Here is a 17,404-nt window from a genome sequence, read left to right on the forward strand (position 1 = left end):
GGGCGAGCCCGCCGGGCCGCAGACGAGCGGCCTCGAGAGGACCGTCGACGACGATCTCGCCGGCGACCGGGCCGAGGTCGACCTGATCGTCCCGGTCGCCGGCGAGATCGTCGTCGACGGTCCTCTCGAGGCCGCTCGTCTGCGGCCCGGCGGGCTCGCCCTCCTCCGGCGCGACGATTCCGCTCGGTTCCGGGCGGAGGAGGACTCCGCCTGGCTGGCGCTGAGGACGTCCTGGGGCAGGCTCGGCCTCACGAGCGCACAGTCCGGCGGGCCGTCCTGCACGCTGCTCGCCGTCGACAGCTACAGCGGCGCCTTCGTCTCCCTCGTCAACGCGACCCTCAACGCGGACCTCTCGGCGGGCGATCCCGGCTTCAGCGAGCTGCGCCGGGCGCTCGAGGCGACCGCGTCGGCCCTGATCAAGCAGAGCCTGCCGCCTGCCCGTCCCGAGGACGGACTCGAGGGCGTCCTCCTCCGCGCGATCGCCGTCATCGACGCGGAGGCGGGTGATGCGGACTTCACCGCCGGCGTTCTCGCGATGCGGCTCGGCGTCTCGCGGGCGACACTGGACCGCGCCTTCCATCGCCGGGGCACGACCGTGGCCGCGACCCTCCGCGAGCGGCGCGTGCACCTCGCCGCGTCGCTGCTCGCCGCGAGCCCGTCGCTCTCGCCCTCGGCTCGCGCGGTCGTGGCCGAGCGGGCCGGCTTCCGGACGCTGAGGGCGATGGACCGCGCGCTGAGCCGTTCGCGCGACGTCGACCGCGGCTGATCCGACCGGACATCGGCGTCCGCGTCGCTCCAGGATGCGCTCGGGATTCGTCGAACCGGTTCGCCTCTTCTCTGGAGTGTCGGGAAATGATCCGGTTAGGCTCTTCACGTTGACGTCAACATAGTGTTACCGTGAACATCGCCGCGTACGAAGCCGGCACACTCCCTCCCCTCAGCAATGGTGCCGACCCTGGAGCAAAGCGCGATGAAGCCTTTCCTGCGACCACTCGTCCTCGTGACGGCCGTGGCCCTCACCGTCCCCCTTCTGACGGCCCAATCGGCGAGCGCCGCTCCCTCCGACAGCCTCGTCCTGCGCTACGCGCTCGACGAGACGAGCGGCACGACCGTCGCCGACAGCTCGGGCAAGGGCCGCACCGGCACGCTCGTCAACGGAGCCGCTCCTCGCGGAGCCGCGGGCGTCGCCCTCGACGGGACCGACGACTACGTCAAGCTGCCCGACGACCTGCTCGCGGGCCTGAACTCGATCACGGTCAGCACCGAGGTCCTGGTGAACGCGAACCAGGGCACGCCCTACTTCATCTGGGGCCTCGGCAACACGACGAACGGCGCCGGGAACGGCTACCTCTACACGACGGGCAACGGCTACAAAGCCTCGATCGCCACCGGCAACTGGACCACCGAGCAGACCGTCAACTCCAACGCGAACCTCGCGCGCAGCGTCTGGAAGACCCTCACCTACACGCTCGACGACGCGAGCGACACCGCACGCCTCTACCTCGACGGCACCCAGGTCGCGCAGCAGACAGGAGTGACCATCACTCCCGCCGCGATCGGCAACGGCACCACCACCGCGAACGCGATCGGCCGCTCCGTCTACACGGCGGACAAGACCCTCGCCGGCTCGGTCCGCGACTTCCGCGTCTACAGCACGGCGCTCAGCGCGGCCGACGTCGCGACCCTCCAGGCCCCGGACAGCACGCGCGTCTCCCGCGACTCCGCCGCCCTGGACCTCGGGAGCCTCTCCTCGGTCTCCGCGAACCTCACCTTCCCGACGACCGGCCCCAACGGCTCCGCCATCGTCTGGGCCTCGAGCAACTCCGCGGTCGTCTCGACCAGCGGAGTCGTCACGCCGCCCGCGACCGGGGTCGCCTCGGTCGAGCTGACCGCCACGACGACCCGCGGCTCGGCCACGGCCACCCGCACCTTCACCGCCACCGTGCCCGCCAAGGACGTGAACGCCGACGCCCAGAAGGCGCTGGACGCCCTCTCGATCGTCAACCCCGGCGACGTCCGCGGCAACGTGACGCTGCCCGCGAAGGCCGGCTCCTACGACGTCGCCTGGGCCTCCTCGAACACGGCCGTGCTCAGCACGACCGGTGTCGTGAAGCGCCAGTCCGCCGCCACGCCCATCACGCTCACCGCGACGATCGCCGGCACGACCGCGACCCGGCAGCTGCCCGTCACGGTGACCGCGGCTCCCGCGGACCTCGACACCGAGTACGACGCGGGCTACCTCTGGACCCACTTCGCCTCGACCGACTACGAGAAGATCTACTTCGGCTCCAGCACCGACGGTCTGCACTGGTCGAAGCTCAACAACGACAAGGCCGTGCTCGCCAACCTCGGCGGCACCCTCGGCGTCCGCGATCCGCACCTCGTGCGCTCCCCCACCGGCGACGAGTACTGGATCATCGGCACCGACCTGCACGCCGAGGGCACCGCTCCCGGCGGCACCTGGGACCAGACCAACGCGAGCAAGAACCTCGTCGTCTGGCGCTCGACGGACCTCGTGAACTGGAGCGATCAGAGCATCGTCTTCGCCGGCTTCCCCGACGCGGGCAACGTCTGGGCGCCCGAGGCGATCTGGGACGACACGACCGGCCAGTACTACGTCTACTGGGCCGCCCGCGACAAGACGCTGACCGGCGGAGCCTCCGCCCAGCGCGTCTACGTCTCGACCACGCGCGACTTCGTCGGCTTCTCCACCCCGAAGGTCTGGCTGGACGAGAACCCCGCCGCCGGCGGCGGGAGCCGCGGCAGCATCATCGACACGACCATCGCGAAGGAGGGGGACACGTACTACCGCTTCTCCACCGCCGACTGGCGCACGGTCGTCGACAAGGCCCCGAGTCTCGCCGGCCCCTGGACCCGCGTGATCGGCTTCGGCGAGGAGAAGTCCCGCGGCCTCTCCGACCACCTCGAGGGCCTCACCGTCTACCAGCTGCCCGACGGCCGCTGGGTCGTCATGGGCGACTCGTTCGGCTACTCCGCCTACGTCACCGACACCCTCGCGGACATGCGGTTCACGGCGCTTCCTGTCGGCACCACCGGCGCGAACACGTACTCGTTCTCGAAGCCCTTCCGCCACGGCTCGGTGCTCCGCCTCTCGAGCGCCGAGGAGGCGCGCCTGACGGCCGCCTACGGCACCAGCAGCACCGGCCCCGCCGCGAAGCCGGTCAACGCGGCCGGCGAGATCCTCCGCTACACCTTCGACGGCGGCTCGGGCATCACGGTGCGCGACAGCTCGGGCAACAACCAGAACGGCACGCTGCCCTCGGGTGGCACCTGGAAGGACGGCGCCCTGCAGCTCGACGGCACCGACGACTACGTCAAGCTGCCGAACGACCTGCTCGCCGGAGTGACGGACCTCACCATCCAGTCCGACGTCTGGATCGACCCCGCGCAGGGCGGCGCCTACTTCCTCTACGGCCTGGGCAACACCACGAACGGCGCCGGCGACGGCTACCTCTTCACCTCGGGCAACAACTACCGCACCAGCATCGCGACCGGGAACTACACCACCGAGCAGACCGTCGCCGGTGGCTCGGCCCTCCCCCGCGGCACCTGGGCGCACCTGACGTACACGCTCTCCGGCACCACCGGCACGATCTACCTCGACGGAGTGAAGGTCGCCAGCGGCACCGTCACGACCGACCCGAAGGACATCGGCGGCGGCTCCACCTCAGCGAACTACATCGGGCGCTCGAACTACGACGCCGACAACCGCTTCCGCGGCCAGATCCGCGAGTTCTCGGTCTACAACCGGGCCCTCAGCGCCTCCGAGGTGCTCGCCGCCTCCGGCAACACGTCGGCCCTGGTCGACCTGTCGCTCAGCGGCGACGTCCTGAAGACGGCCCCGATCGTCGACTCGGCGAGCAGGACGGTCACCTTCCCGGTGAAGCCGGGGACCGACCTGACGAAGCTCACCCCGACCTTCTCCACCGCGGCGGGAGTCACGGCGAGCCCCGCCTCCGGCACCGTCCGCGACCTCTCCACCCCGCAGACGGTCGTGCTCACGCCGGCCGCCGGCGGCACCGCGACCACCTGGACCCTGAAGGCCGTCGTCATGAAGTCCCCCGTCCTCGCAGGCCTGAACGCCGACCCGAACATCGCGGTCTTCGGCGACACCTACTACCTGTACGCGACCTCGGACGGCTTCGCCGGCTGGGGCGGCAAGACCTTCTACGCCTGGTCCTCGAAGAACCTCATCGACTGGACCCGCTCGGAGCAGCCCTTCCTGACGCTCGACGGCGCGAACGGCAACGTGCCGTGGGCGACCGGCAACGCCTGGGCGCCGACGATCATCGAGAAGAACGGGAAGTACTACTTCTACTTCTCCGGCGAGAACTCCTCGCTGAACCGCAAGACGATCGGAGTCGCCGTCGCGGACAGCCCGATGGGCCCGTTCACGGCGCAGCCGACCGCGATGATCACCAACGGCGAGTCCGTGCGGTCCGGCCAGGCGATCGACCCCGCCGCGTTCACCGACCCGAAGACCGGCAAGAGCTACCTCTTCTGGGGCAACGGCGACCCGCTCTACGGGGAGCTGTCCGACGACATGCTCTCGATCAAGACCGGCACGATCAAGAAGATCAGCGGTCTGACCGACTTCCGCGAGGGCTCGTTCCTGAACTACCGCGACGGCCTGTACCACCTCACCTACTCGATCGACGACACCGGCTCCGAGAACTACAAGGTCGGCTATGCGACCTCGACCAGCGTCGACGGACCGTGGACCTATCGCGGCGTGATCCTCGAGAAGGACCCGTCGCAGGGCATCCTCGCCACGGGCCACAACTCGATCGTCAACGTGCCCGGCACGGACGACTGGTACATCGCCTACCACCGCTTCGCCATCCCCGGCGGAGACGGCCAGCACCGCGAGACGACGATCGACCGGGTGACCTTCGACAAGACGACCGGTCTCATGCAGAAGGTCGTCCCGACCCTCACCAGCGTCGCGGCGCAGACGATCGTCGACACCGCGCCGCTCGCGGCCTCGATCACGGGGAAGGCGACGGTGGGCAGCACGCTGACCGCCTCCGCCTCCTCCCCGTGGACGGCGACCGGCTTCCAGTGGAAGCGCGGCGGGACCGCGATCAGCGGGGCGACGGCGTCGAGCTACACGCTCACCGCCGCCGACCGCGGAGCGACGATCTCGGTGGCCGTGACCGCCGCGAAGCCGCAGTGGACGCCGGCGACGGCCTCCGCCTCCGTCGGTCCCGTGACCGACTCGGCACCCGCGATCGCCGTGACCACGACCTCCACGACGCGCTGCGTCGCCGGGAGGATCGTCGTCACCGCGACCGCCACGAACCCGAACGCCTTCGCTGCGAAGATCGTGATCGGCACGACGTGGGGCTCCAAGAGCTTCGCCGACGTCGCTCCCGGCGCCACCGTCTCGGCCGCCTTCACCACCCGGGCGACGAGCGTGACCGACGGATCCGCGACCGCCACGGCGACCGCGTTCGTCAACGGGAAGCCGGCCACGGCCTCCTCGACCGCCCCCTACTCCGCGGCCGGCTGCAGCTGACCCGCGGGCACGACCCACACCCACTGAGATCGAGCCGGCGACGACGCCGGCCGGAGAACGGAGAACACCCGACATGAACACCCGATCCCTTCTGATCCGCGGAGCCGCCGGACTGGCCGGAGGCGTCCTCCTGCTCGGAGTCGCCGGAACGGCCTTCGCCGCCGACGACGTCAACTACGGCAGCGACGACGTCGACGTCAACGTCGACATCGCCGAACTCCCCGGGACCGGCGCCCTCTCGATGACCGTCGCCGGCGACTCGACGACCCTGGCCGAGGACGGCTCGGACAACGTCCGCCGCCAGTTCACCGGCACCCTGCCGACCGTCACGGTCACCGACACCCGTGACGCCGAGGACGTCTCCCCCGACTCCGCCTGGTACGTCCTCGGCACCGCCGACGACTTCACCTCGGCCGACGGCTCCATCATCGGCGCCGAGAACCTGGGCTGGGCCCCGGCTCTCGTCGACGGCGGCGAGCTGGGCGAGGTCGCCGCGGGCCAGGTCGTCGACACCGCCATCGACGGCGGCGCCAACGGCCAGGGCCTGAAGGGCGAGGAGCTGCTCGCGATCGTCGCCAGCAACTCCCAGCAGGTCAACCCCGAGGGCTCCTGGAGCGCCGACGCCGACCTCTTCCTCCGCACCCCCGTGAACGTGGACGCCGGCGCGTACTCGTCCACCATCACCCTGTCGCTCTTCGAGTGACCCGTCGCGGCCGGGGGACGCACTCCCCCGGCCGCGATCCCACCACGGCCGACGCGGCCGGGCCCGCCCGCCCGGCCGCGTCGTGCTTCCCCCGTGCGACCATGAGGTTCTGATGACTGCTCCGCGCCGCTCCGCCGCTCCCCGCCGCCCGCTCCTCCCCGCGCTGCTCGCGCTGGTCGTCGCCCTCCTCGGCGCGGGCGTCGCCCCGCAGGCCGTCGCGGCCGACGGAGCGATCACCTGGGCGGTCAGCCCCTCCACCGACGGCGTCCCCGACAAGCGCGCGTGGGTCGAGCTCGAGCTCGCCCCCGGCGCGAGCGCCTCGGACGAGGCGGTCGTGCGGAACCTCAGCGACCAGCCCGTGACCTTCAGCATCACCAGCGCCGACGGCTACTTCACCGACACCGGCCGCTTCAACATGCTCAACTCCGACCAGGAGTCGGTCGACGCCGGGCTGTGGATCTCCGCCCCCGAGACCGTGACCGTCGATCCGGGCAGCAGCGGCGTGGTGCCGTTCACCGTGACGGTCCCCGACAACGCCACCCCCGGCGACCACGCCGCCGGCATCGCCGCCTCCGTGCTCTCGCAGGGCACCGAGGCGGGAGGCGCGAACGTCGGACTGGAGAGCCGCATCGGCTTCCGCGTGATGACCCGCGTGACCGGCGAGGTGACCCCCTCCTTCTCCGTCGAGGACCTGGCCAGCGACTACCGCCTCTCCTGGAACCCGTTCCAGCCCGGCTCCCTCTCGCTCGTCGCCGACGTGGTGAACACCGGCAACGTGCGCCTGCTGCTCGACGGCACGGCGAGCGCCCAGGGCGCCACCGCCCCCGTCGTCGCGGCCGACGCGCCCCAGCAGGAGCTGCTGCCCGGCGACCGGCGCAGCGTCTCGGTGCAGCTCGACGGCATCTGGCCCCTCTTCGGAGTCGGCGCCGACCTGACCATCGCACCGACCGTCGCCGCCGCCGATCAGGAGCCGGTCGCCACCGCTCCCGTGACGGAGTCGATCACGGTCGCCGCCGTGCCGGTCCCGCAGCTGCTCGTGATCCTCGGCGTCGCCCTCATCCTCGCGGCGCTGCTCGCCGGGCGCTCGCGCTCGCGCCGCCGCATCGCCGCCCTGGTGCAGCAGGCCAAGGAGGAGGGCCTGCGCGAGGGCGCGCGCGTCTCCTCCTGAGCACCCCCTCCGCTCGCTCCCTCCCCCTCCGTGCCGCCGAGGGGACGCCGGGCCGTCGGGGGGACCCGCTACACCGGGTTCCCCCGACGGTCCAGGGTTCCCTCACCGCGCGGCCATGCGTCAGAGTGAGCGGATGACCACCACCTCCCTGGAGGCGCCGACTCGGCGTCTCGGCCTCATCGCGCTCATCGCGACCCTCGGCGGCCTCCTCTTCGGCTACGACACCGGCGTCATCAACGGCGCCCTCGAGCCGATGTCGGCCGAGCTGGGCCTCACCGCGCTGACAGAGGGGGTCGTCACCAGCTCGCTCCTCTTCGCCGCCGCGATCGGCGCGATCTCGGGCGGACGCCTCGCCGACGCCCTCGGGAGGCGGACCACGATCCGCCTGCTCGCCGTGCTCTTCCTCGTCGGCGCCCTGGTCTGCGTGGTGGCGCCGGGCTTCGGCGTGATGGTCCTCGGGCGGGCGGTCCTCGGACTGGCCGTCGGCGGCGCCTCGGTGGTCGTGCCGATCTACCTCTCCGAGATCTCCCCCTCCGAGATCCGCGGATCGCTCGCCGGCCGCAACGAGCTGATGATCGTGATCGGCCAGCTCGCCGCCTTCGTGGCCAACGCCGTCATCGGCACCGTCTGGGGCGAGCTGCCCGGCGTCTGGCGGATCATGCTCGCCGTCGCCGCGCTCCCCGCCGCAGCGCTCCTGCTGGGCATGACCCGGGTCCCGGAGTCGCCGCGCTGGCTGATCGCGCACGGCCGCCGCGACGAGGCGCTCGGCGTGCTCACCACCATCCGGACGCCCGACCGGGCCCACGCGGAGGCGGAGACCATCGCCCGCTCGATCGGCGCGAAGGACGGCCCGAGGATCCCCCTGCTGCAGGCGCTGCGCGAGCGCTGGGCGGTGCGCATCCTGCTGGTGGGCATCGGGATCGGGGTCGCCCAGCAGCTCACCGGCATCAACTCGATCATGTACTACGGCCAGTCGGTGCTGAAGGAGGCGGGCTTCGACCACGACGGCGCGCTCGTCGCCAACATCGCGCCCGGGGCGATCGCCGTGATCGGCGGCCTGATCGGGCTGCGGCTCATGCAGACGATGAACCGCCGCACGACCCTCCTGCTCGGCTACTCCCTGACCACCGCGATGCACTTCCTGATCGGCATCGCCTCCGTCGCGCTCCCCGTGGGGAACCCGGCGCGGCCGTACGTGATCCTGGTGCTGGTCGTCGCGTTCGTGGGGAGCATGCAGACGTTCCTCAACATCGTCACCTGGGTGATGCTGTCCGAGATCTTCCCGCTGCGGATCCGCGGCGTCGGCGTCGGCACCGCGATCTTCTGCCACTGGATCACGAACGCGGTGCTCGGCCTGTTCTTCCCCACCCTCGTCTCCGGCGTCGGCATCACCGGAACGTTCTTCCTGTTCGGCGCCGTCGGCCTGCTCGCGCTCGCCTTCATCTGGAAGCGCGTGCCCGAGACCCGCGGCCGTGCCCTCGAGGAGGTCGAGGCGGGCGTCGTCTCCGGCGAGCTCCTGCGCCGCTGACGCCCGCCCTCGGGCTCCGCCTACTGGTAGGTGACGAGGTCGGGGAGGGGGCGCACCTCGGCCATGGTCTCGGCGGGGGTGAGCATGGGCGCGTCCTCGTCGTAGAAGTTCTTCCAGCCCCAGCCGATGCCCTCGGGGGCGCCCTCGTGCAGCGCGTCCCAGGTCGCCTGCTTGTCGGGCTGCGAGCCCTGGCCGTCGACGTGGATGAGGAACTCCAGCTCGGGCCGGTCGCGGCGGATGCTGTCGCGGTCCTGCAGCATCGACAGCCGGAACTGGTGCAGCACGAACATCTTCGGCGGCAGCCCCTCGCTCTGCACCAGGTCGGCCAGCCACTCCGACACGCTGTCGACCTCGGCGGCCGAGACGCGCCCGATCTGCTCCAGCGGCTTCTGGCCGGGCAGCAGGCGCCACTCCGGGTCGAGCGCGAGGCCGACGTTGGGCAGCGTCAGCAGATCCGCGTACTGCTTGGCCTGGGTGAGGAAGTCGGTCAGCCCCGACTGCAGGTCGAGCACCACGTACATCCCCGCCGCCTGCGCCGCGTCGATGTAGGGGCGGATGTCGGCGGCGTCGAGCTCGTTGGAGTAGTCGCCGTCCTTGCCGGGGTCGCCCGCCGCGACCGTGGTGATGATCTCGAGGCTCGGCACGACCTGCTTGTCGGTGAGCGCCCGGTACGGCTCGGCCACCGCCTCCGCCCGCGCGATCGTGGGCTCGAGGCCCTGCTCCCCCAGCACGCCGAGGACGGGAGCGCCCGGAGTGCCGTAGATCGCGACGAAGAGGTGCCCGCCGAACATCCGCTGGCCGCCGCCCGGCAGCTGCCAGCCGCTCGCGGCCGCGCGCACGGCCCACTCGGGCTCGGGCTGGGCGGCGAGCACGGGGCCGAGCAGCAGCGTGCAGGAGGCGTCGGCCTCGGCGATCGCGGTCACGGCTCCGCCCGAGGCGAGCAGGTCGTCGCCGTCGACCACGGTGACGGGCACGCCGGCCGCGCGGGCGGTCGCCAGCGCGGCGATGTCGGCGTCCTGCGCGCGGGCGAGGGCGTGCAGGCCGGTCAGGGCGTCGGCCCGGGCCGGGAGGGCGCCGAACGGAGCGTCGGAGGCGGTGGACGGCGCGGCGGCGGCGAGGTCGGCGAGCGCCAGGTCGGTCACGGTCACGCCGGACGCGGTGCTGAGGGCGGCCGCGTCGGAGGCGGAGGCGACGACGTCGACGCCCTCGGGCGCGGTGACGTCGCCGATCGCGAGCACGCGGGTCACGCCGAGGCGGGCGAACTCGGCGGCGAGGGCGTCGGAGGTCGGAGCGGTGGAGGACGGAGCGACGGACGGGGTCGCGGAGTCGGACGGCGTCGCCGAGTCCGACGGCGTCGCGGAGTCGGACGGCGTCTCGGAAGCCGTGGATCCCGCGGCCGCGGCGTCCGCGGTCGGGGCGGCCGTCGCTCCGGATCCCGCCGAGCCGACCAGCAGCGGCACGCCCCAGGCGATGCTCACCTGGGCGGCGCGCAGGCGCGACTCGGCGACGTCCTCGACCAGGACGACCAGCGGAGCCGCGGCGAACAGGGCCGCGCTCGCGGCGAGCGCGTCCGGGGCGAGCGCCACCGGCCCGCTCGGAGCCGCGGTGCGGGTGCGGGGCGCCTCCTGCTGGGCGTCGTCCGGAGCGGAGGAGTCGGGCGTGCAGGCGCTGAGCAGCGGGAGCACCGCGAGACCGCCGATCACGACGCTGCGGCGCGAGAGCTCGGATCGGGAGGGGACGGAACGGGGTGTCGAGGGCATGGCAGGCCTCTCCTCTCGGAGCCCGATCGGGGCTCTCTGGTGCGTGGCTGGTCCTCTCGACTATCGCAGGCCCGGCGGCGGCGAGCGCCGAGGGGGCCGTCCCGGGCGCGCCTCCGGAGGCCGTCCGGACAGGCAGAAAGGGGAGCGGCGCCGCAGCACCGCTCCCCTCCGAGAGACTGGATCAGACCGTGCGGGGGGCCTTCGCGAGGTTGGCCTCGAGCTCCTCGCGGTTCTGCCGCACCACGTAGGCGGGGCGGTCGCGCTCGACGCGCCACGACTCGCTCAGCGGCGTGATCGCGACGGTGTCGAAGCCGATCCGGTCGTAGAGGTCGGTCACGAAGTGGATCGCCTCGGGGTAGTCGCTCGACGTCGCGAGAGCGCGGCGGTCGGGCGTGCCGGCCGGGGTGCCGTCGGTGGTGATGTCGGCGGCCATGATGTGGTTGAACGCCTTGACGACCTTCGACTCCGGGAGGTGCTGCTGGAGCATCTCGCTGGTCGTGGTCTCGCCCTTGTCGAGCGCCTCGATGCGGCCGTCGCGCTCGAAGTAGTAGTTGTTCGTGTCGAGGACGATCTTGCCGGCGAGCGGGGCCACCGGCACCTCCTCGAGGTTCTTCAGCGGCACCGTCACGACGGCGATCTCGGCGGCCTCGGCCGCCTCCTGTGCCGTGGCGGCGCGGGCCTTCGGGCCGAGCTCCGCGATGAGGTCGGCGAGGGTCTCGGGGCCGCGCGAGTTCGCGATGACCACCTCGTCCCCGAGGGCGATGACCGCCCGTGCGACCTGGCTGCCGATGTTGCCTGCTCCGATGATTCCGTACGTCGTCATGCTGAGGAGAACGCGGAGGGTGCCCCGGCATTCCGCTCTGCGGCGTTCTCCCACGCCGCACACAGGTGGGCCCGTCCCTCCAGTAGCCTCGATCCTCGGGCGCCGCTGCCCGAGAAGGAGTCCGTGATGCCGCAGTACGACCTCCCGCTCGACCTCCTCGAGCAGTACGCCCCCGAGATCGCCGAGCCCGCCGGGTTCGCCGAGTTCTGGCGCGACACGATCGCCGAGGCGAGGGCCGTCGCGACCGAGCCGCGCCTCGAGCGGGTCGACGCCGGTTTCGGACTGCTCGACACCTTCGACGTCACCTACTCCGGCTTCGGCGGCCACCCGATCCGCGCGTGGCTGATCCTCCCCCGCGGCGTCGAGGGCCCCCTCCCCGGGCTCGTGACCTTCATCGGCTACGGAGGCGGCCGCGGGCAGCTCGCGGAGTGGACCGCGATGTCGGCCGCCGGCTACGCGCACCTGGTCATGGACACCCGCGGCCAGGGGTCCGGGCACCGCTCCGGAGCCACGCCCGACCCGGTGGGCAGCGGGCCGCACGTCTCCGGCTTCATGACGCAGGGCATCGAGTCGCCCGCGGAGCACTTCTACCGCCGCGTCTTCACCGACGCCGTCCGAGCGCTCGACGTGCTGCGCGCGCACCCCGCGGTCGACGCCTCCCGCGTGGCCGTCTCGGGCGGCAGCCAGGGAGGCGGGATCGCTCTCGCCGTCACCGGGATCCTGGGCCTGCTCGGCGAGTCGGAGGCGGCGCGCGCCGCGATCGTCGACGTGCCGTTCCTCTCCCACATCCCGCACGCCGTGCGGCTGGTCGACACGATGCCGTACGGCGAGATCGTGCAGTACCTGCACACCCACCGCGGCGCCGAGGCGCGCGTGTTCGACACCCTCTCGTACTTCGACGGCACCTCCTTCGCCCCCTACGCGCAGTCCCCCGCGCTGTTCTCGGTGGCGCTCCGCGACGACATCTGCCCGCCGTCCACCGTCTACGCCTCCTACAACCGCTACGCCGGACCCCGCGAGATCCGGGTCTACCCCTTCAACGGCCACGAGGGCGGCGAGGCGTTCCAGATCGGCGAGCACGTGCGCTTCCTGGGGCGCGAGCTGGCGTAGGAGGAGGAGCCGCCCGGTCGGCGGACGGGGGCGGTGCGCCCCGGCGCATCACCCGTTCCGACTCGCGATCATCGCGCTGCCGATGCGGTCCGCGAGGTCGGCCAGCTCGTCGAGGACGTCGCCGACCACCCAGACCCGCCGGGCGCCTCGACGGGCGTCGCTTTGTGACGCCGTGCGTCGCGCTCGGTACCCGTTCGCGGCTCCGCTGGGCACTATCGACTCCATGACCCGCCAGATCCGCTTCAACGCCTTCGACATGAACTGCGTCGCCCACCAGTCCTCGGGCATGTGGCGCCACCCCCAGGACCAGTCCTGGCGGTACAAGGACCTCTCGTACTGGACCGACCTGGCGAAGCTGCTCGAGCGCGGCACGTTCGACGGGATCTTCATCGCCGACGTGCTCGGCACCTACGACGTCTACGGCGGCTCGAACGAGGCGGCGATCCGCCACGGCGCGCAGGTCCCCGTCAACGACCCGATCCTCCTCGTCTCGGCGATGGCGGCCGCGACCGAGCACCTCGGCTTCGGCATCACCGCGGGCACCGCCTACGAGCACCCGTACCCGTTCGCGCGGCGCATGTCGACGCTCGACCATCTGACGAAGGGCCGCGTGGGCTGGAACGTCGTCACCGGCTACCTCCCCAGCGCCGCCCGCAACATGGGCCACGAGGACCAGCTCGAGCACGACGACCGCTACGACGTCGCCGACGAGTACCTCGAGGTGCTCTACAAGCTGTGGGAGGGGTCGTGGGAGGACGACGCGGTCGTCCGCGACCGCGAGTCCGGCGTGTTCACCGACCCGGCGAAGGTGCACGAGATCGGGCACCGCGGCAAGAACTTCACCGTCCCCGGCATCCACCTCTCGGAGCCGTCGGTGCAGCGGACCCCCGTCATCTACCAGGCGGGAGCGTCACCGCGCGGCATCCGCTTCGCGGCGGGCAACGCGGAGGCGATCTTCGTCGCGTCCTCGACGAAGGCCGGCCTGAAGGCGACCGTCTCGCGCATCCGCGACGCCCTCGAGGCGGCCGGCCGCGACCGCTACTCCGCGAAGATCTACACGCTGCTGACGATCATCACCGCCGAGACCAGCGAGGCCGCGCACGAGAAGCACCGCGACTACCTCTCCTACGGGAGCGAGGAGGGGGCGCTGGTCTTCATGTCGGGCTGGATGGGCATCGACCTGTCGCAGTACGACCTCGACGAGCCGATCGGCAACGTGAAGAGCAACGCGATCCAGTCGGCCGTCGCCAACTTCCAGGAGGCGAACGAGGACGGCTCGGAGTGGAAGGTCCGCGACATCGCCAAGCTCAGCGTGATCGGCGGGCTCGGCCCGTTCGTCGTCGGCTCGCCCGCGGAGGTCGCCGACCACCTCCAGGAGTGGGTCGAGGAGACCGACGTGGACGGGTTCAACCTCGCCTACGCGATCACGCCCGGCACCTTCGAGGACGTGGTGGAGTTCATCGTGCCGGAGCTGCGCCGCCGCGGCGCGTACCCGGAGGAGTACGTCGAGGGCAGCCTCCGCCAGAAGCTGCACGGCCGCGGCGACCGGCTGCCGGAGGAGCACCTCGGCGCCGGCTTCCGCTACGCGCCGGCGGCGGTCTGACGACAGGGGGCGCCGGGCGGCCGGTGGGGGGCGGGGGTCTCGATACGCCGCTCCGCGGCCGCGCCGGACGCACGAGCACCCCGCCGCGGTGCGCGACGGGGTGCTCGGGGCGTAGCGGAGGGGCTCAGCCCTCGAAGGTGGCGTCGAGCGTGATGTCGACTCCGGTGAGCGCCTTGCTGACGGGGCAGGTCTCCTTGGCCTCGTCGGCGGCCTTGAGGAAGGCGGCCTCGTCGATGCCGGAGACCTCGCCGCTCACGATGAGCTTGATGCCGGTGAGCTTGAATCCGCCGGCCGAGTCCGGGCCGAGCGAGACGTCGGCGCGGACGTCGAGCGCCTCGACGGTGCCGCCGGCCTGGCCGAGGACGGCCGAGAACTGCATCGCGTAGCAGGCGGAGTGGGCGGCCGCGAGGAGCTCCTCGGGGCTGGTCGAGCCGTTGGCGTCGTCGGCGGCGCGCTTGGGGAACGAGACGTCGTAGGTGCCGATCTTCGAGCTCGAGAGCTCGACCTGGCCCTCGCCGGTCTCGAGCGAGCCGTTCCAGGCGGTGCGTGCGGTACGAGTGGGCATGAGTCCTCCTTGGGGGGGCGGGGAGAACCGTAGAACGATCGTTCTCCCCTGATGCGCCGAGCCTAGGCGGAACGCGCGGCGTCCTGCAACCACCGGCCTCGGACCCTCGGCGAGATGCCAGTCCGGTGCGCCTCCGTCGGCGTGTCGCGTACGGGAGCGGCTCTCGCGGAGGAGAGGACGGGGGCCTCGGTTCAGTGCACGAGCTTCAGGCCGACGACGCAGCCGACGATCCCGAGGACCAGCAGCGTGCGCACGAGCGAGAAGCCCTCGCCGCCGAAGAACATGCCGTAGAGCACGGTCAGCGAAGCGCCGATCCCGACCCAGACCGCGTACGCGGTGCCGGTGGGCAGCTCGCGCATCGCGTAGGCGAGGCCGGCCATGCTCGCGACGACGCCGACTCCGAAGACGACCGACGGGCCGAGCCGGGTGAACCCCTCCGACTTGCCGAGGGCGGTAGCCCACACGGCCTCGAGGACACCGGAGAGGATGAGGACGATCCAGGACATGACAGCTCCTACGAGTCAGTCTTGTCGCGTTCCGGGTACTGCTCCCTCGTCCGGTCGCCGTCATCGGCTCCGGACAGTCTGCCCGTGCGCGCTGGGCAGGCCCTGGGCAGCGCGCGGCGGGGGCGGAGCCGCCGCGACCGCGACTCCGCCCGCCGCCGTCAGCGCGGCTGAGCCGGGTTCGTCGGCACTCCGTGCGAGGGCGGGTCGATCGGCGGACCGGACGTCGCCGGCGAGACCGGCGATCCGGACGACGAGCGGGACACCTCGGGCAGCGACTCCGGCACGCTGCCCGCCGGCTCCGCTCCCCCGCGCAGCTGTTCGAGGCGCGAGTGCAGGATCGTCGTCACCGGCAGGCGGTGCCCGTGCGCCTCCTCGTAGGCGAGCAGCGCGCCGAGGCCGGCCTCGTCGAGCGGGCGGATGCGCTCCGCGAGCGTGCCGAGCGGGATGTCGTTCCAGTCGGGGAGCGGCAGCTCCTCGCGGGAGGGTGTGTCGGTCATTCGTGCTCCTTCCGTTCCCCCCATCCCACGCCCCGGACGGCCGTCCGCCCAGGGGCTTGACCGGTCGCGGGGCGAACGGGGCGGTCGGGAGGGACGGTCCGGCGGAGCGGCGGCCCCGCCGGGACCGTCAGCGGATCAGGCGGTGCGGCGGGACGAGCGGCGGGTCGCCAGGTGCACGAGGACTCCGACCACGAGGAGGATCCCGGCGTAGAGCCAGACGATCGGGTCCTGCTGGCTGAGGAGCAGCACGCATGAGGCGATGCCGAGCACGGGGATCGCCGTCCACACGCGGAAGTGGTCGTGCTCGACCCTGTCGCGCCGCAGCACGAGCACCGAGACGTTCGTGCTGATGAACACCAGCAGGAGGAGCAGCACCACGGTCTCGGCGAGGGTCGCCAGATCGCCGACCAGGGTCAGGAGGCATGCCGCCAGCGTGGTCACCGCGATGGCCACCCACGGCGTGCGGCGCTTCGGCAGCACCCGGCCGAGCACGTCCGGGAGGAGGCCGTCCTTCGCCATGCCGTAGGTGACGCGGCTCGCCATGATCATGGTCAGCAGCGCTCCGTTGGCGACCGCGACGAGCGCGATCAGGCTGAACAGCCATGCCGGCACCCCGGCTCCGCTCGCCGTCACGACGTCGAGCAGCGGGGCGGAGGATCCGGACAGCTCGTCGGCGGGCAGCGCGATCGAGCTCGCGAGGCCGACCAGGACGTACACCGCACCGGCCGTCAGCAGCGAGCCGAACAGCGCGCGCGGGTAGACGCGGCTGGGGTCGCGGATCTCCTCGGCGATGTTGGCCGAGGTCTCGAAGCCGACGAAGGAGTAGTACGCGATGATCGCCGCGCCGAGCACGGCCAGCGCCGGCGCCTGCTCGGAGCTGAGCTCGACCGTGCGGGCGAGGTCGCCGCCTCCGCCCGCCACGAGCAGCGTGACGCATCCGATCACGATCAGCAGGCCGCCGACCTCGATCACGGTCATCACCGTGTTGCTGAGCAGCGACTCCGCGACGCCCCGCGCGTTGAGGCACGCGACGAGGATCAGGAAGACGATGGCCGTCGGCACGGTCGGCACGTCGAGGAAGGTGCCGAGGTAGTCGCCGGCGAACGCGAGCGACAGACCGGCCGCGCTGGTCACTCCGGCCGCGAGCATGGCGAAGCCGACCAGGAACGAGACGATCGGGCGCTTGAACGCCCGCTGCGCGAACACCGCCGCGCCTCCCGCCTTCGGGTACTTGGTCACCAGCTCGGCGTAGGAGCCGGCGGTCAGCAGCGCGAGGCCGAGCGCGAGCAGGAGGGGCATCCAGACGGCACCGCCGACCTCCGCCGAGAGCGTGCCCATGAGGGCGTAGATGCCCGCGCCGAGGACGTCGCCGAGGATGAAGAAGTAGAGCAGCGGGCCGGTGATGCGGCGGCGCAGGGAGGTGCCGCCGGCCTCTCCGGTCGCGGGGGCGTCGCTCGTCGTGGCCATGTCGTCCTATCGTCGCGCGCTCGGGAGCGAGCACGACGGGCCACGCTCTCGGCGGAGGTCGGCACGTCGAGGAAGGTGCCGAGGTAGTCGCCGGCGAACGCGAGCGACAGACCGGCCGCGCTGGTCACTCCGGCC

General features: G+C 72.1%; 14 protein-coding genes and 1 riboswitch. Of the genes, 7 read left to right on the forward strand and 7 right to left on the reverse strand.

From position 1 onward, the window contains the following. From C5C10_RS16560 to C5C10_RS16580, 5 genes are all read left to right on the forward strand, one after another. Positions 1 to 766: helix-turn-helix domain-containing protein (locus C5C10_RS16560; protein ID WP_146082189.1), on the forward strand; the 766-nt coding region annotated here is incomplete at its 5' end. 204 nt (positions 767 to 970) lie between these two features. Further along, a complete protein-coding gene (locus tag C5C10_RS16565) occupies positions 971 to 5,539 on the forward strand; it encodes a family 43 glycosylhydrolase (RefSeq protein ID WP_181073501.1) in 4,569 nt (1,522 codons plus the stop codon). A gap of 73 nt (positions 5,540 to 5,612) precedes the next feature. Further along, positions 5,613 to 6,242: a hypothetical protein gene (locus C5C10_RS16570; RefSeq protein WP_104282980.1), complete on the forward strand. Its 630-nt coding sequence runs from the start codon at positions 5,613 to 5,615 to the stop codon at positions 6,240 to 6,242. Between the two features lie 112 nt (positions 6,243 to 6,354). Next, entirely contained in the window at positions 6,355 to 7,410 is a 1,056-nt protein-coding gene (locus C5C10_RS16575; RefSeq protein WP_104329812.1) for a WxL protein peptidoglycan domain-containing protein, read from the forward strand. Positions 7,411 to 7,543: 133 nt separating this feature from the next. Continuing rightward, positions 7,544 to 8,938: a sugar porter family MFS transporter gene (locus tag C5C10_RS16580; protein ID WP_258060631.1), complete on the forward strand. Its 1,395-nt coding sequence runs from the start codon at positions 7,544 to 7,546 to the stop codon at positions 8,936 to 8,938. A 20-nt stretch (positions 8,939 to 8,958) separates the two neighbouring features. Here the strand turns inward: C5C10_RS16580 and C5C10_RS16585 are convergent, their stop codons facing one another. Together C5C10_RS16585 and C5C10_RS16590 are read right to left on the reverse strand one after the other, a co-directional pair. Continuing rightward, the gene (locus C5C10_RS16585) at positions 8,959 to 10,698 is read right to left on the reverse strand and encodes a hypothetical protein (RefSeq protein WP_104329814.1); all 1,740 of its coding nucleotides are present in this window, start codon (positions 10,696 to 10,698) and stop codon (positions 8,959 to 8,961) included. 181 nt (positions 10,699 to 10,879) lie between these two features. Then, on the reverse strand, positions 10,880 to 11,521 hold the full coding sequence (locus tag C5C10_RS16590) for an NADPH-dependent F420 reductase (RefSeq protein ID WP_104227021.1): 642 nt from the start codon (positions 11,519 to 11,521) through the stop codon (positions 10,880 to 10,882). A gap of 126 nt (positions 11,522 to 11,647) precedes the next feature. Here C5C10_RS16590 and C5C10_RS16595 point away from each other — a divergent pair, with 126 nt between their 5' ends. Continuing rightward, positions 11,648 to 12,631 (forward strand): acetylxylan esterase, encoded by a 984-nt coding sequence (locus tag C5C10_RS16595; protein WP_104295802.1) that lies wholly within the window; start codon positions 11,648 to 11,650, stop codon positions 12,629 to 12,631. A 48-nt stretch (positions 12,632 to 12,679) separates the two neighbouring features. Here C5C10_RS16595 and C5C10_RS17965 read toward each other — a convergent pair whose 3' ends face one another. Then, complete coding sequence (locus tag C5C10_RS17965) at positions 12,680 to 12,844, reverse strand: hypothetical protein (RefSeq protein ID WP_181073502.1); 165 nt, start codon at positions 12,842 to 12,844, stop codon at positions 12,680 to 12,682. A gap of 10 nt (positions 12,845 to 12,854) precedes the next feature. Between C5C10_RS17965 and C5C10_RS16600 the strand changes: the two genes are divergently transcribed. Continuing rightward, a complete protein-coding gene (locus C5C10_RS16600) occupies positions 12,855 to 14,234 on the forward strand; it encodes an LLM class flavin-dependent oxidoreductase (protein WP_104247810.1) in 1,380 nt (459 codons plus the stop codon). A 124-nt stretch (positions 14,235 to 14,358) separates the two neighbouring features. Here C5C10_RS16600 and C5C10_RS16605 read toward each other — a convergent pair whose 3' ends face one another. From C5C10_RS16605 to C5C10_RS16620, 4 genes are all read right to left on the reverse strand, one after another. Beyond that, the gene (locus C5C10_RS16605) at positions 14,359 to 14,799 is read right to left on the reverse strand and encodes an OsmC family peroxiredoxin (RefSeq protein ID WP_104222378.1); all 441 of its coding nucleotides are present in this window, start codon (positions 14,797 to 14,799) and stop codon (positions 14,359 to 14,361) included. A 191-nt stretch (positions 14,800 to 14,990) separates the two neighbouring features. Further along, complete coding sequence (locus C5C10_RS16610) at positions 14,991 to 15,305, reverse strand: multidrug efflux SMR transporter (RefSeq protein WP_104222377.1); 315 nt, start codon at positions 15,303 to 15,305, stop codon at positions 14,991 to 14,993. Positions 15,306 to 15,314: 9 nt separating this feature from the next. Continuing rightward, positions 15,315 to 15,378: riboswitch (guanidine-III (ykkC-III) riboswitch) on the reverse strand. Positions 15,379 to 15,463: 85 nt separating this feature from the next. After that, positions 15,464 to 15,802: a hypothetical protein gene (locus C5C10_RS16615; protein ID WP_104329815.1), complete on the reverse strand. Its 339-nt coding sequence runs from the start codon at positions 15,800 to 15,802 to the stop codon at positions 15,464 to 15,466. A gap of 135 nt (positions 15,803 to 15,937) precedes the next feature. Beyond that, positions 15,938 to 17,269: an APC family permease gene (locus tag C5C10_RS16620; RefSeq protein ID WP_104329816.1), complete on the reverse strand. Its 1,332-nt coding sequence runs from the start codon at positions 17,267 to 17,269 to the stop codon at positions 15,938 to 15,940. Positions 17,270 to 17,404: the final 135 nt, after the last annotated feature.

It is taken from the genome of Rathayibacter sp. AY1A3, from assembly GCF_002930975.1.
Classification (GTDB): Bacteria; Actinomycetota; Actinomycetes; order Actinomycetales; family Microbacteriaceae; genus Rathayibacter.